The following is a 14,357-nucleotide window of genomic DNA, read 5'->3' on the forward strand; positions in this document are numbered from 1 at the left end:
GGCGCACACGCCCCGGGTGCGATGTGTGCTGGCCACGCTCCTCCTCACCGTCCTCACCCTGGTCGGCGGTGCCGCCACGGCGAACGGTGCGACGCCCGCCGCCGTGGCCACCCGGAGCCTCGCGCCCGCCGCCACGGTTGCCGCGGCTCCGCCGCCCGCCGCACCGCAGACCCACGACAGCGCGCTCGCGTCCCGGTACCGCCCGGGGCATGAGAGCGCGCCCGCCTCCCGGCACCGCGCCGGCCACGACCACGCATCCGACTCCCGGCACCACCACGCCGGGCACGGCACCGCCCACCACGCCCGGCACCTCGTCGCACGGGCCACGCACGAGCTGCCCACGGCGGCGGCCGATCCGGCGCAGGCTCCCCGGGCGGGCAGCGGCCGGGCGTATCTGCTCCTCCACGCGCCACCGCCGCCGCACGACGCGCTGACCCCCGCTCCGCACGGGCCCGCCGAGCCACGCGGCGGCGTCCGGTGTGTGGCCGCGGAATCCTTCGACGCACCCGGTAGCCGCCGGGGCGCGCTTCCCGGTGTCCGGGGCCCTCCGGTCAGGACCACCGGCCCCACGGCCGGGCATCCGCCGTCCTGTTCCGCCCGTTCTGCCGATCAGGCGTCGCGTCCTCGCTGAGGTGAGGGCGCTCGACGCCCCACCGGAGGATTTCATGACTCGCGCCACCGCGGTGCGAGCGGTTCTGGCTGTCGCCGTGCTGCTCGTCTCCGTCTACATCACCCTGACCATGTCACCCAGACTCGGCCTCGATCTCCAGGGCGGCACCCGCATCGTGCTCCAGGCCCGGGACACCGCCACCGTCGAGGCGGACCGGGAGACCACCGACCGCACCTTGGAGGTGCTGCGGCAGCGGATCGACTCGCTGGGCGTCTCCGAGCCGACCCTGACCCGCTCCGGCGAGGACCGGATCATCGTCGAACTGCCCGACGTACAGGACCCGCGTCAGGCGACCGAGGTGATCGGCCGGACGGCCCAACTCACCTTCCACGCGGTCGAGGGCCCGGGGACCGACGGACCGGAGGAAAAGGCTCCGGACGGGAAAGCCCCGGACGGAGAGACCCCCGACTCCACCTCCGACCCTGCCCCCGCCCCCGACCGGCTGACGCTCCCCGACGAGCAGGGCCGTCCCCTCGCCCTCGGCGAACCCCGGCTCTCCGGTGCGGGCGTCGAGGACGCCACCGCCGCGTTCGACCCGCAGGGCGGAGCGGGCTGGACCGTGTCGCTGGAGTTCCGCAAGGGCGCCGGTCAGGACTGGAAGAAGCTGACCGGCGAGGCCGCGTGCCATCCCGCCGGGGACGACCGGCGCAGGGTCGCCATCGTCCTCGACGAGAAGGTCATCTCGTCGCCGCAGGTCGACCCCTCGGTCGGCTGCGGGGCCGGACTGCCGTCCGGCGCCACCCAGATCACCGGATCGTTCAGCGCGGACGAGGCGCGCGACCTGGCGCTGCTGATCAAGGGCGGGGCCCTGCCCGTGCCCGTCGAGATCGTCGAGCAGCGGACCGTCGGCCCGACCCTCGGCGCGGCGGCCATCGACGCGAGCGCACAGGCGGCCCTCATCGGAGCGGCCGCCACCGCGCTCTTCATCACCGTCGTCTACCGCCTCCTGGGCGCGCTGGCCGCCGTGGCGCTCGGCGCGTACGGGGTGATCTCGTACGCCGCACTCGTCGCCCTCGGCGTCACCCTGACCCTCCCGGGGCTCGCCGGGTTCGTCCTCGCGATCGGGATGGCGGTCGACGCGAACGTCCTGGTCTTCGAACGGGCCAGGGAGGAGTGCGCCGACCGGCCGAAACGCTCCCTGCGCTCGGCGTTGACCACCGGGTTCCGGAAGGCGTGGAGCGCGGTCGCCGACTCCAACGCGACCACGCTGATCGCGGCCGGACTGCTCTTCTTCCTGGGCTCGGGCCCGGTCAAGGGCTTCGGCCTCACGCTCGCCATCGGGGTCGTCGCCTCGATGTTCTCCGCGCTGGTCATCGCCCGCGCGCTCACCGAGATCGCGGCGAACTCCCGCTTCGTGAGCGACTACCGGGGCGTCAACGGCATCGGCCGTCCCGGGGCCGTCCGCACGTGGCTGGTCCGCAAGGACCCGAAGCTCTACCGCGCACCGGTCCGGTGGCTCCTCGTCTCGGCGGCGCTGGCCGCCGTCGCGGTGGCCGGGATCGTCGTGCGCGGGGTGGATCTGGGCGTCGAGTTCACCGGCGGCCGGCTGGTCGAGTACTCCACCAGCCGCCCGGTCGACGTCGAGACGGCCCGGGCCGGCATCGCCGCCGCCGGGTTCGGGGACGCCGAGGTCACCACGGCGGGCGACGGCGACCTGTCCGTACGCACGGGGAAGCTCGACAACGACGGCGAACACGCCCTGCGCACCGCCCTCGCCGAGGAGGGCGGTGAGACGACGAAGGTACGGGACGAGCTGATCGGCCCGAGCCTCGGTGACGAACTCCGCCGCAACGCGCTGATCGCCCTGGGCGTCGCGCTCGCCGTGCAACTGGCCTACCTGGCGGTCCGGTTCCGCTGGACGTTCGCCGTGGCGTCCATCGTGGCGATGGTGCACGACGTGATCCTGGTGGTGGGGGCCTTCGCCTGGCTGGGGCGGCCGGTGGACGGCATCTTCCTGGCCGCCCTGCTCACCGTCATCGGCTATTCGGTCAACGACTCGGTGGTGGTCTTCGACCGGGTGCGGGAGCTGTGGGGGGCGGACCGGCGGACCCCGCTGGACACCATCGCCCGCCGGGCCGTCCTGCAGACCGTTCCCCGCACGGTGAACACCGGGATGGGCGCCCTGTTCATCCTGGTCGCCCTCGCGGTGCTGGGCGGCGACTCGCTCGCCGACTTCGCGCTCGCCCTGCTCATCGGCATCGTCGTCGGCACCTGGTCCTCGGTGTTCACCGCCGTACCCGGGGCCCTCACCCTGGAGCGGAGCGCCAAGGCCCCGCCGCCGCCCGCACCGGGGAAGGGCACGTCGCGCGGAAAGGCCCGACCGGCCCGCCGCGACCCGCTCGACAACGGAGCCCGCGTCTGAGGGGAGCGCGAAGGGGCCGGGTCAGGACGGGACGTGGGCGTGCAGATAGGCGGCGGTCTCCCGGTCCGCCGGGAGGAACGTCTCGATGGCCAGCTCGGCCACCGTCACGTCCATCGGCGTGTTGAACGTCGCGATCGACGACACGAACGACAGCACCCGGCCCCCGTGTTCGAGCAGCATCGGCAGCGCGAACGCGGAGCCGGTCCCCTCCCGGCCCTCTCCGCCCGCCCCCTCGGTGGCGCGGGGCGTGCCGTCGGCCCGCGCCGGGGCCGGGTACGCGGCCACCTCGTCGTACAGCTCGCGCAGGGCCGGTGAGCGTACGAGGGCGATCTGGCGGTCCATCTGCGCCAGCAGGTCCGCCCGCCACTCCGGGAGGTTCACGATGCGCGGGGCGAGCCCCTCCGGGTGGAGGGTGAGCCGCATGGCGTTCAGGGGCGGGGTCAGCAGCTTCTCCGGCACGCCTTCCAGCAGCAGCGCGATCCCACGGTTGGCCGCCACCACCCCGTAGGTGCCGTCCACCACCAGCGCCGGATACGGCTCGTACGCCGCGAGCAGGCGCTCCAGGCTCTCGCGGAGGGAGGCCATCGCGGGGTCGTCGAGGGGCGTCTGCGGGTAGCGGGGCGCGTAACCGGCGATCACGAGAAGGGCGTTGCGTTCCCGGACAGGGATGTCCAGGTGTTCGGCCAGCCGCAGGACCATGTCCTCGCTGGGCCGGGAGCGGCCCGTCTCGATGAACGAGATGTGGCGGGCCGAGGAGTCCGCGCGCAGGGCCAGTTCCAACTGGCTGATGCGCCGCTGTTCCCGCCAGTCCCGCAGCAGCGGTCCCACTCCCGTGTCGGGCAAGACAGTCGTCATGCCCAGACCGTAACGTCACCGGCGGGCCGGGGACGGTGCCCGGTACGGGCCGCCCGGGTCCGCCGTGACGCATGTGCCGATCCACCGAGACCCACGGGAGCCGTTCCATGAGCGCCGAACCGCTGTCGCCGTCCGAGACCGAGAGCCGGCTGGAGAGCCTGCCCGGCTGGGCCCTGGAAGGGGACCGGATCACCCGGACCTTCCGGCTGCCCTCCCACTTCGCCGCCGCCGCGCTGACGGTCCACATCGCGCGGATCCAGGACGAGCTGAACCATCACTCCGATCTGACGCTCGGCTACGACACGGTGGCCCTCGCCGTCCACACGCACTCCGCGGGCGGCGCGATCACCGAGAAGGACCTGGCCCTCGCCGCCCGGGTGATGGCCGCCGCCCCCGCCCACGGAGCCGAGTAGGCCGGTGCGCCCTGCCGTTCGGCCCGCCCGCCGCTTCCCGCTCAGGCCACTGTGCCGAACCGCGGGTGCGCGCCGAGCCACCGCGCGTAGGTCGGGCTGCGCGACACCGCCTCCGCGTACGCCTCGCGGGTCGCGGCGGCCACCGTCCCCGCCGCCGCGTCGGCGGCGGGGGAGCGCGGATGCCAGCCCACCAGATGACGCCAGCTGAGCGGGGCGCCGGCCAGCGGTCTGGTCACCAGGCCCGGTGTCGGCGGGAACGTCGCCCGGCACAGCCCGATCGCCCGCCCCACCTGCACCAGATGGACGACGGACGAGGTGTCCGTCTCGTACACCGACACGGGGGTGAAACCCGACCGCGCGCAGGCCGCGGTGAAGCAGTCGGCGAAACAGCCGTCGCCCGGCACATCCGCCCAGCACTCGTCCGCGAGCGCGGCCAGATCCAGTTCCGCTTCGCCGGCCAGGGGGTGGTCCTCCGGCAGCATCACGAAGACCGGATCCACTCCGACGACCTCCCAGACGAGCCGGTCCGCCAGCGGCGGCGCACTCTCGCCGCACGTCCCGATCAGCGCGAAGTCCAGCCGCCCGTCGATCACCAGCGAGGCGATCTCGTCCACCGACCACGCGGTGTACGTCGACACCGCCGCCGACGGGTGCGTGGCGGCCATCCGGTCCACCAGGCCGCCGAGCAGCGGACCGTGCGTGCCGCCCAGCCGGAACCGGTCCAGCGCCCCCCTCGCATTGGCGAACCGTACGGCCTCGGCCTGCAGTTCGCTGACCGCGGGCAGCACCACCCGGGCCCGTTCCAGCACCAGCTCGCCGAGCGGTGTGGCCCGGGCCCCGGTGTGGTCACGCTCGAAGAGAGCGCCCCCGAGGGCCTTCTCGATCCGCCGCAGCTGAGCGCTGAGAGCGGGCTGGGCAAGCCCCAGCGTGGCGGCGGCCTTGGTGAGGCTGCCCGTGTCGGCTATCGCACGGACCGTTCGCAGATGGCGCAACTCCAGCTCCATAAGGGCAAGTTATGGCCCCTGAAGCACCCCGGCAATATGTGTGCTCCGCCTACCGTTCGGTCGGTGTACACGGGCCGTACGCCGCCGGGCCGGTGCGGCCCGGCGCGACGTTCCGCTTCAGCCGTGCCAGGCGCCGTCCCGGGCGGCCTCGCGGGCGAAGTCGGCGAAGCCCTTCGGCTCCCGCCCCAGCACCCTCTTCACGTCGTCCGTCGTCGCCGCGTTGTGCCCGTCCAGCAGTGTGGCGAACAGTTCGGCCAGGAACTCGGCCTCCGTCTCGGACAGCCCGAACTCCTCCAGCAGCGAGGCGTACGCGGGCCCCGTCACCGGCGTGTACCGCACCGGCCGGCCCGCCGCCCGCCCCAGTTCCCCGGCCGCCTGCTCGAAGGTCAGGGACCGCGGGCCCGTCAGCTCGTACACCGCCCCCGCGTGCCCGTCCCCGGTCAGCGCGGCCACCACCACGTCGGCCAGGTCGTCGAGGTCCAGGAACGGTTCCGCCGTCGTGCCCGCGGGGAAGACCAGCTCGCCGCCGATCACCCCGTCCAGCAGCGCGCCCTCACTGAAGTTCTGGGCGAAGAACGCCGACCGGACGACCGTGACCTCCGCCCGTCCGGCGGCCCCGCGCAGCGCCTCCTCGGCGGCGGCCGCCTGCGGCTCGCCCCGCCCCGACAGCAGCACCACCCTGCGCACCCCGCACGCCGTCGCGGTCCGCCCGAACGCGGCCATCGCCTCCGCCGCCCCGGGTACCGCCAGGTCCGGGTAGTACGCCACATAGGCGGCCTCCGTGCCCCGCAACGCGGCCTCCCACCCCGTGTCGTCCTGCCAGTCGAACGGCACCTCGCCGGTGCGCGAACCCGAGCGGACCGGCACACCGAGGGCCGTCAGCCGCTCCACCACCCGGCGGCCGGTCTTGCCCGTGCCACTCGTCACCAGAACCGTGCCGGTCGTCCGTCCCGCGCCCCGCCCGTCGTCACCGTTGTTGTTGTTGTTGCTGCTGCTGTCGTCGTCTCGTCGTGTGTACGCGTTCTCCGTCATGCCTCCAGACTCCCGGGGCCGCCCCCGCCGGGACATGCTCGAAAGACTCAGGCACCTACTCGTGCGTCCACACGTCTACGCTGGCGGGCCATGGACGCTCTCGCCGGACTTCTGGACGGACCCCGGGCCCGGGGCGCGTTTCTGCTCCGCATGGTCATGGAGCCGCCCTGGGCGGTACGGATCGAGGACCGGGCGCCCATCTGCCTCATGTCGGTCCGGCGCGGCGCGGCCTGGATCGTCCCGTCCGACGGAGGCGAACCGGTCCGGCTCGGCCCCGGGGACATCGCGGTGGTCCGCGGCCCCGACCCGTACACCGTGGCCGACGCGCCCGGGACGGCACCCCACGCGCTCGTCGGGCCCGGCGGAGTCTGCACCACGCTGCACGGCCGTCCGCTCGCGCAGGACATGGTGCTGAACGTACGGACCTGGGGCAACGCGGCCCACGGCGGTACGGCCGTCCTCGTCGGCACCTATCTCCTGGACGGGGAGATCAGCCGCCGACTGCTGGACGCCCTGCCCCCGCTCCTCACGATCCCCGCCGACGCGCGGACCCGGCCGCTGCTGGACCTGCTCGACGCGGAGATCGCCCAGGACGAGCCGGGCCAGCGGGTCGTCCTGGACCGGCTGCTGGACCTGCTGCTCATCGCCGTGCTCCGCGGCTGGTTCGCCCGGCCCGGGGCAGACGCACCCGCCTGGTACCGGGCGCTGGGTGACCCGGTGGTGGGCACGGCGCTGCGGCTGCTCCAGGACGACCCGGCGCACCCCTGGACCGTGGCCTCGCTCGCAGCCCGCGCCGGGGTGTCCCGGGCCGGGCTGGCCCGCCGGTTCACCGAGCTGGTCGGGGAGCCGCCGATGGCGTACCTCACCGGCTGGCGGCTCGCCGTCGCGGCCGACCTGCTGCGCGAGAGCGACACCACGGTGGAGGCCGTGGCCCGGAAGGTCGGCTACAGCACCCCCTTCGCCTTCAGCGCCGCGTTCAAACGGGTCAGGGGAGTCAGCCCGCAGGAGTACCGCGCCGGTACGGCGGGAGATCCCCTCGATTTGCCGGATCGGCAAGGAACCTTGCCGCGCGACCGGTCCGTGCGGAAGCTGGTCCCATGAGCAGCCACGCCGGTCACGGCCACCACGACACGCACACCGCCGACATCGACTGGGACATCCTGGGCCCCCTCTTGGAGCAGGAAGCCGAACTCAACGGTACGCAGTACGAGGAGGCGGCCCGCTGGATCGCCGCCCTGTCCACCGCGCCGAAGGTCCGCCGGGTCCTCGACATCGGCAGCGGCCCCGGAGTCGTCTCCTGCCTGCTGGCCGAGGTCTTCCCGGAGGCCGAGGTGGTGGCCGTGGACGCCACACCCGCCCTCCTGGAACGGGCGAGGAGCCGGGCGCGCCGCCTCGGGGTGATCGACCGTTTCCGGACGCTCGAAGCCGAACTCCCCTCCGACATCGACCGGCTGGGCGAGGCCGATCTGATCTGGGCGGGCAACTCCCTGCACCACCTGGGCGATCAGCGCGCCGCGCTGGCGGACTTCGTCGGGCTCCTGCGACCCGGCGGCACGGTCGCGCTCGTCGAGGGCGGCCTGCCTGCCCGGCGGCTGCCCCGCGACATCGGTATCGGAGAACCCGGCCTGGAAGCACGTATGACCGCGGCCGCCGCCACCCGCTTCGAGCGCATGCGGTCCGAACTCCCGGGCGCGAAGCGGGAGATCGAGGACTGGGCAGCGCTTTTCACCGCGGTCGGCCTCATCCCGCAGGGCACCCGCAGCTTCCTCCTCGACCTGCCCGCCCCGCTCTCCCGCCCGGCCCGTGACCACGTCGTCGCGAGCATCGCCCGCGAGCGCGACGTGCTCGGTGACCTGCTGACGGCCGAGGACAGCGCCGTACTGGACCGGCTGCTGGACCCCGAGGACCCCGAAGGCCTGCACCACCGCCCCGACGTCCACCTGCTCGCCGCCCGCACAGTGCATCTGGGCCGCCGCGGGGCCTGAACCAGCGATGCCGGCTCGCTACCTCACCGGCTCCAACTGCCACCACTGGAAGGGGGAGTCGGTGTCCTCCCACTGCTGAACCGTGCCCCCGGCCTCGGTGGAACCGTCGGCGACCTCCATGACCAGCCCGCTGATGAAACTCACCAGCGTCACCGTCCCGGGCGCCTCCGGATGCTGCTCGATCAGCCACTCCTGGGCGCCGAAGTTGTTGGCCTTCCACTGCTGGATCCGGGTGCCGTTCGACGTGTCGGCGTTCGCCACGTCCAGCCGCTTCCCGCTGTGCTCGTTGACCAGGTGGAAGAGGGCCGCGCCCTCGTGCACCGGGGTGAGCCGCCACACCTGCGCGGCCGTCCCGTCGTCCGCGCCCTGCTGGACCCGGGCCCCGCTGCCCTTCGCCGCGCCGTACACCTCCAGCACCAGCTTGCTGTGGACGTTGCGGAGGCGGTACGGGCCCGCCTCGACGACAGGCGCGAGTTCGCCGCTCATGTTCCCCGTCTCCCCGATGATGTGTGATGCGGGCCGCTGCCCGTCCAGGTGGCCGACGACTGCGCCCCCACCGCGAGCACGGTGGAGGCGCAGTCGTCGGCCGGGCGCCTCAGGCGCCGACGTTGAACTCCGCCGGGTCCGGACCGAGGCGCTTGCCCTCGTCCAGGGCCGCGAAGGCGGCGAGGTCGTCGGCGTCCAGCTCGAAGTCGAACACGTCCAGGTTCTCCTTGATCCGCGACGGGGTCACGGACTTCGGGATCACGATGTTGCCGGTCTGCAGGTGCCAGCGCAGCACCACCTGGGCGGGGGTGCGGCCGTGCTTCTGGGAGACGGCGACGACCGTCGGCACCTCCAGCAGGCCCTTGCCCTGGCCCAGCGGCGACCAGGCCTCGGTGGCGATGCCGTGCTCGGCGTGGAAGGCGCGGGCGTCGGCCTGCTGGAGCTGCGGGTGCAGCTCGATCTGGTTGACGGCCGGGACCACGGAGGTCTCGGCGAGCAGCCGCTTCAGGTGCTCGGGGTGGAAGTTCGACACACCGATGGCCTTCGCGCGGCCGTCGGCCAGGATCTTCTCGAACGCCTTGTACGTGTCGGTGTACGCGTCCTTCGCCGGCACCGGCCAGTGGATCAGGTACAGGTCGACGTAGTCCAGGCCGAGCTTGTCGAGCGAGGCGTCGAAGGCGCGCAGGGTGCTGTCGTGGCCCTGCTCGCTGTTCCACAGCTTCGTGGTGACGAAGAGTTCGTCGCGCGCGACGCCGGAGGCGGCGATGGCCTTGCCGGTGCCCGTCTCGTTCTCGTAGATCGCGGCGGTGTCGATGCTCCGGTACCCGGTCTCGATGGCCGTGGCGACCGCCTTCTCCGCCTCGTCGTCCGGCACCTGCCAGACACCGAAACCGAGCTGCGGCATGTCGAGGCCGTTGTTGAGGGTGATGGAGGGGACCTGGCTCACGAGCGGTCGATCCTTACGTCGTCGGTTGATAACTCGCCACGACAACGCACGGGCGGGGCCAGGCATTCCCGGCGACCGCCGGTCGGTCAGTGGTAGAGCGCGTCGACCTCGACCGCGTACGCGGTCTCGATCGCCTTCCGCTTCAGCTTCAGCGAGGGCGTCAGCAGTCCCAGGTCCTCGGTGAAGGGGTGGGCCAGGATCCGGAACGTACGGATGGACTCGGCCTGGGACACGGCCGTGTTGGCGGACACCACCGCCCGGCGGACCTCCATCTCCAGGTCCGGGTCCCGCACCAGCTCGGCCGGGCTGAGCGGGGCACGGCCCTGCATCGACAGCCAGTGGTCGACGGACTCCTGGTCCACGGTGACGAGCGCCGCGATGTACGGGCGGTCGTTGCCGACGACGATGCACTGCGCCACCAGCGGATGCGCCCGGACGCGTTCCTCCAGGCCCGCCGGGGAGACGCTCTTGCCGCCGGACGTCACCAGGATCTCCTTCTTCCGTCCGGTGATCGTCAGATAGCCGTCCTCGTCCAGCGAACCGAGATCCCCGGTCGCCAGCCAGCCGTCCCGGAGCACCGCCCGGGTCGCCTCGGGGTTGCCGAGATAGCCGGAGAACAGGTTCGGCCCGTGCACCCACACCTCGCCGTCGTCCGCGATGTGCACCGAGGTTCCCGGGATCGGCTGCCCGACCGTCCCGTACCGGGTGCGCTCGGGCGGGTTCGCCGTCGCGGCGGCGGTCGACTCGGTCAGCCCGTACCCCTCGAAGACGGTCACCCCGGCGCCCGCGAAGAACAGCCCGAGCCGGCGGTCCATGCCGGAGCCGCCCGACATCGCGTGCCGCACCCGGCCGCCCATCGCGTCGCGGACCTTCTTGTACACGACCTTGTCGAAGAACTGGTGCTGCATCCGCAGCCCGGCCGACGGGCCGGGGCCGTCCCCGAACGCCTTCAGCTCCATGGCCTCGGCGTACTTCACCGCGACGTCGACGGCCTTGTCGAACGGCCCTGCCCTGCCTTCCGTCTCGGCCTTGCGCCGGGCCCCGTTGAACACCTTCTCGAAGATGTAGGGCACCGCGAGGATGAACGTCGGCCGGAACGTCATCAGGTCCGGCATCAGCGCGTTCGCGGACAGCTCCGGCTGGTGGCCGAGCTTGACCCGGCCACGGATCGCGGCGATCTCCACCATCCGCCCGAAGACATGGGCCAGCGGCAGGAAGAGGAGGGTGGCCGCCTCGTCGCCGGGCTTGGAGTGGAACACCGGCTCCCAGCGGCCGACCATCGTGTCGCTCTCGAACATGAAGCTCGCGTGGGTGATCACGCACCCTTTGGGGCGGCCCGTGGTCCCCGAGGTGTAGATGACGGTCGCCACGGAGTCGGGCGTCACCGCGCGCCGGTGCCGCTGCACCACCTCGTCGTCGATGCCCACGCCCGCCCCGAGCAGCTCGTCCACCGCTCCGGCGTCCAGCTGCCACAGCCGCTTCAGACGCGGCAGCCGGTCGATCACCGAGCCGACCGTCATGGCGTGGTCCTCGTGCTCGACCATCACCGCCACCACCTCGGCGTCGTGCAGCATCCACAGGACCTGCTCGGCGGAGGAGGTCGGGTAGATCGGCACCGACTGGGCCCCGACGGTCCAGAGCGCGAAGTCGAAGAGCGTCCACTCGTACCGGGTACGGGACATCAGTGCGACCCGGTCGCCGAACCGCACACCGTGCGCGATCAGCCCCTTGGCCAGGGCCAGCACGGCATCGCGGAAGTCCCCGGAGGTCACATCGCGCCACTGGCCCCGGGCGTCCTTGCGGCCGAGCGCGACGCGGTGCGGATCATCCTCCGCGTGGTCGAAGACCACATCGGCCAGACCGCCGACCTGAGGTGGCGCCGCCATGGGTGGGACAGTGAATTCGCGCAATGACATGCTCCTCGTGGCGCTCCGCACAGCGCCGCGACGCTACCCCAAGCGGGGGCCCGGCGGGAGGGGCCCGGAATCTCCGCACACCAGGACGAGCCCCCACGTCAACCGTCGAAATCCGGCCAGATGGGCAAGGCTCGGGCGTCCGGCGGCCCAGTTCTGCCGGAGGGGTAAGCGGCTCGCGCCGGAATCTCCACCGAATCCGACCGCCGCGGCCACCGGGGCGCGTGCGGGCCGGTGCCCGCCCTGCGCGTCGATGCCGATCCGCTGCCGGTCCGCAGGGCGACCGCGCGGGTCCCGCCACGACAGCACCCGGGGGCCCGGGGAGCGGCCGCGGCAGCACCGGAGGCCCGGGGAGCGGTTACGGTCCCTCCGGGCCGCCCGTTCCGCGGTGCAGCCGGTCCCCGCCCGCCAGGATCGCGGAGGCCAGGGCGTCCGCCGCTTCCTGGGCCGCGCCCCGCCGGTTCCCGTGCAGCAGGACGAAGTCGACCCCGCCGAGCTCCGGCAGCCCCGCCCTGGCCGGAACCGGCACCAGACCCGGCGGGACCATCCCCCGGGAGTGCGCCATCACCCCCAGGCCCGCACGCGCCGCCGCGACCAGGCCGCTCAGGCTCGTACTCGTACAGGCGATCCGCCAGGCCCGCCCGTCCTCCTCCAGCACCTCCAGGGCGCGCGCCCGGGTGATGGCGGGTGGCGGAAAGACGACCAGCGGTACGGGGCGCTCCGGATCGAGGCGCAGCTGCGGCGCGCCGATCCAGTCCAGGGCGTCCTGCCACATCAGTTCGCCGTGGGTGTCCCCGGTACGCCGCTTGGCCAGCACCAGATCGAGCCGGCCCGCCGCCAGCTGCCGGTGCAGCGTTCCGGACAGCTCGACGGTGAGTTGGAGCTCGACCTCCGGATGGTCGCGGCGGAAGGACTCCAGGATCTCGGGGAGCCGGGTGAGCACGAAGTCCTCGGAGGCCCCGAACCGCAGCCGCCCGCGCAGCCGGGTGCCCGCGAAGAACGCGGCGGCCCGCTCGTGGGCCGACAGGATCGACCCCGCGAAGCCGAGCATGGCCTCGCCGTCGTCCGTGAGGTCGACGCGATGCGTGTCCCGGGCGAACAACTGCCGCCCGGCCGCCTCCTCCAGCCGCCGCACGTGCTGGCTGACCGTGGACTGGCGGACCCCGAGCCTGCGTGCCGCCTGCGTGAAGCTGAGCGTCTGGGCGACGGCGAGGAAGGTCCGCAGCTGGGCGGGGTCGTACGTGGTGTCCATCCGTCCCACGCTATCGGGAAACGTGATGACAGTCAGAGCGGTGTACGGGATTCCCGATGGCGCCGTACGGGAGCAGGATGGACGCCGAAAAGGATCCCCGACCGCCGGAGCGCCCCCGCACATGTCCCGCCGCATCCCGCGCCTGCCGTCCCGGCTGCCGGTCGACGCCTACCTCCTGGCGCTGGCCGCCACCGTGGCCCTCGCGGCGCTGCTGCCCGCCCGCGGCACCGCCGCCGACCTGGCGGGCGGGGCTTCCACCGGCGCCGTCGCCCTGTTGTTCTTCCTCTACGGGGCGCGGCTCTCCACGGCCGAGGCGCTCGACGGGCTCAAGCACTGGCGCCTCCACCTCACTGTCCTGGCCTGCACCTTCGTCGTCTTCCCCCTCCTGGGGCTGGCGAGCGGCGGGCTGGTGCCGTACGTCCTGACACCCGAGCTCCAGGCGGGCTTCCTCTTCCTGTGCCTGGTTCCGTCCACGATCCAGTCCTCCATCGCCTTCACCTCGATCGCCCGGGGCAACGTGCCCGCCGCGATCTGCGCCGGATCCTTCTCCAGCCTCGCCGGGATCCTGGTGACCCCGCTGCTCGCCGCACTGCTCCTCGGCTCCACCGGCGGCGGCTTCTCCGCGGACTCCCTGCTGAAGATCGTGTTCCAGCTGCTCGTCCCGTTCCTCGCCGGACAGCTCCTGCGCCGCTGGGTCGGCGGTTTCCTCACCCGGCACAAAAAGGTGCTCGGCCCGGTCGACCGAGGGTCGATCCTGCTCGTCGTCTACACCGCGTTCAGCGAGGGGATGGTCGCCGGCGTCTGGCATCAGGTCACCCCCGCCCGGCTCGGCGCGCTGCTGGCCGCCGAAGCGATCCTGCTGGCGCTGATGCTCACCCTGAGCTGGTACGGGGCACGGCGGCTCGGGTTCGGCCGGGCGGACCGGATCGCCATCCAGTTCGCCGGGTCCAAGAAGAGCCTGGCGGCCGGGCTGCCGATGGCGAGCGTGATCTTCGGTGCGCACGCGAGCCTCGCCGTGCTGCCGCTGATGCTGTTCCACCAGATGCAGCTGATGGTCTGCGCGGTGCTCGCCAAGCGCCGCTCGCGTGACGACGAGGAGCCGCCGCTCCGGGACGACCCGGCAGAGGCGGCGGCCTGCGGCCCCCTGTCCGACCCAGCCGTTACGGTGGGTAGCCGGTAGTCCAGGTGGACCCACAGTGAGGAATGCCATGAGTGACAAGGGCGGGACGCCTCCCGACGACTTTCCGTACGGGGCGGGCAACCCGGCCCGCAGCGCTCTGCGCGAGGCGGGCTACACCCGCCTCGCCCAGCTCACCACCGTGACCGCGGCCGAGGTGCTCGCCCTGCACGGGGTCGGCCCGAAGGCGATCAGGGTGCTCCGCGAGGCGCTGGCAGTAGAGGGCCTGGCCTTCGCGGGGGAGTGAGCGAAGGCCCCTGAC

14 protein-coding genes are annotated in these 14,357 nt (G+C 73.1%); 7 read left to right on the forward strand and 7 right to left on the reverse strand.

The window, feature by feature from the left end:
* Nucleotides 1-25 precede the first annotated feature (25 nt).
* Nucleotides 26-631, forward strand: a complete 606-nt coding sequence (locus tag CCZ36_RS30405) for a hypothetical protein (RefSeq protein ID WP_107474799.1) — start codon at nucleotides 26-28, stop codon at nucleotides 629-631.
* Between the two features lie 34 nt (nucleotides 632-665).
* Nucleotides 666-3,032, forward strand: a complete 2,367-nt coding sequence (secD, locus tag CCZ36_RS30410; protein WP_128819018.1) for a protein translocase subunit SecD — start codon at nucleotides 666-668, stop codon at nucleotides 3,030-3,032.
* Between the two features lie 21 nt (nucleotides 3,033-3,053).
* Here secD and CCZ36_RS30415 read toward each other — a convergent pair whose 3' ends face one another.
* Nucleotides 3,054-3,887: a helix-turn-helix domain-containing protein gene (locus tag CCZ36_RS30415; protein ID WP_128819019.1), complete on the reverse strand. Its 834-nt coding sequence runs from the start codon at nucleotides 3,885-3,887 to the stop codon at nucleotides 3,054-3,056.
* A 107-nt stretch (nucleotides 3,888-3,994) separates the two neighbouring features.
* Here CCZ36_RS30415 and CCZ36_RS30420 point away from each other — a divergent pair, with 107 nt between their 5' ends.
* Complete coding sequence (locus CCZ36_RS30420; protein WP_069737192.1) at nucleotides 3,995-4,300, forward strand: 4a-hydroxytetrahydrobiopterin dehydratase; 306 nt, start codon at nucleotides 3,995-3,997, stop codon at nucleotides 4,298-4,300.
* 41 nt (nucleotides 4,301-4,341) lie between these two features.
* Here CCZ36_RS30420 and CCZ36_RS30425 read toward each other — a convergent pair whose 3' ends face one another.
* Nucleotides 4,342-5,304, reverse strand: coding sequence for a LysR family transcriptional regulator (locus tag CCZ36_RS30425; protein ID WP_069737191.1), 963 nt, complete (start codon nucleotides 5,302-5,304; stop codon nucleotides 4,342-4,344).
* A gap of 117 nt (nucleotides 5,305-5,421) precedes the next feature.
* Entirely contained in the window at nucleotides 5,422-6,336 is a 915-nt protein-coding gene (locus CCZ36_RS30430) for an NmrA family transcriptional regulator (protein WP_128819020.1), read from the reverse strand.
* Nucleotides 6,337-6,426: 90 nt separating this feature from the next.
* Between CCZ36_RS30430 and CCZ36_RS30435 the strand changes: the two genes are divergently transcribed.
* Both CCZ36_RS30435 and CCZ36_RS30440 read left to right on the forward strand, forming a co-directional pair.
* The gene (locus CCZ36_RS30435) at nucleotides 6,427-7,437 is read left to right on the forward strand and encodes an AraC family transcriptional regulator (RefSeq protein ID WP_069737189.1); all 1,011 of its coding nucleotides are present in this window, start codon (nucleotides 6,427-6,429) and stop codon (nucleotides 7,435-7,437) included.
* Nucleotides 7,434-8,321 carry a class I SAM-dependent methyltransferase gene (locus CCZ36_RS30440; protein WP_128819021.1) on the forward strand — a complete coding sequence of 296 codons (888 nt, stop codon included), beginning with the start codon at nucleotides 7,434-7,436 and terminating at the stop codon, nucleotides 8,319-8,321. Before CCZ36_RS30435 ends, CCZ36_RS30440 begins: the two co-directional genes overlap by 4 nt.
* Before the next feature lie 18 nt (nucleotides 8,322-8,339).
* On the opposite strand, the gene CCZ36_RS30445 is transcribed toward CCZ36_RS30440, so the two are convergent.
* The 4 genes from CCZ36_RS30445 to CCZ36_RS30460 all read right to left on the reverse strand — a co-directional run bounded on the left by CCZ36_RS30445 (nucleotide 8,340) and on the right by CCZ36_RS30460 (nucleotide 12,918).
* Nucleotides 8,340-8,807 carry an RICIN domain-containing protein gene (locus CCZ36_RS30445; RefSeq protein WP_128819022.1) on the reverse strand — a complete coding sequence of 156 codons (468 nt, stop codon included), beginning with the start codon at nucleotides 8,805-8,807 and terminating at the stop codon, nucleotides 8,340-8,342.
* A 109-nt stretch (nucleotides 8,808-8,916) separates the two neighbouring features.
* Nucleotides 8,917-9,753 carry an aldo/keto reductase gene (locus CCZ36_RS30450; RefSeq protein ID WP_069737186.1) on the reverse strand — a complete coding sequence of 279 codons (837 nt, stop codon included), beginning with the start codon at nucleotides 9,751-9,753 and terminating at the stop codon, nucleotides 8,917-8,919.
* A gap of 86 nt (nucleotides 9,754-9,839) precedes the next feature.
* Entirely contained in the window at nucleotides 9,840-11,639 is a 1,800-nt protein-coding gene (locus CCZ36_RS30455) for an AMP-dependent synthetase/ligase (RefSeq protein WP_069737185.1), read from the reverse strand.
* A gap of 385 nt (nucleotides 11,640-12,024) precedes the next feature.
* A complete protein-coding gene (locus CCZ36_RS30460; protein WP_069737184.1) occupies nucleotides 12,025-12,918 on the reverse strand; it encodes a LysR family transcriptional regulator in 894 nt (297 codons plus the stop codon).
* 121 nt (nucleotides 12,919-13,039) lie between these two features.
* Between CCZ36_RS30460 and CCZ36_RS30465 the strand changes: the two genes are divergently transcribed.
* The gene (locus tag CCZ36_RS30465; RefSeq protein WP_128819023.1) at nucleotides 13,040-14,098 is read left to right on the forward strand and encodes a bile acid:sodium symporter family protein; all 1,059 of its coding nucleotides are present in this window, start codon (nucleotides 13,040-13,042) and stop codon (nucleotides 14,096-14,098) included.
* Nucleotides 14,099-14,126: 28 nt separating this feature from the next.
* Entirely contained in the window at nucleotides 14,127-14,342 is a 216-nt protein-coding gene (locus tag CCZ36_RS30470; RefSeq protein ID WP_128819024.1) for a DNA-binding protein, read from the forward strand.
* Nucleotides 14,343-14,357 lie beyond the last annotated feature (15 nt).

It is taken from the genome of Streptomyces sp. S063, from assembly GCF_002832675.1.
GTDB classification, from domain to species: domain Bacteria; phylum Actinomycetota; class Actinomycetes; order Streptomycetales; family Streptomycetaceae; genus Streptomyces; species Streptomyces sindenensis.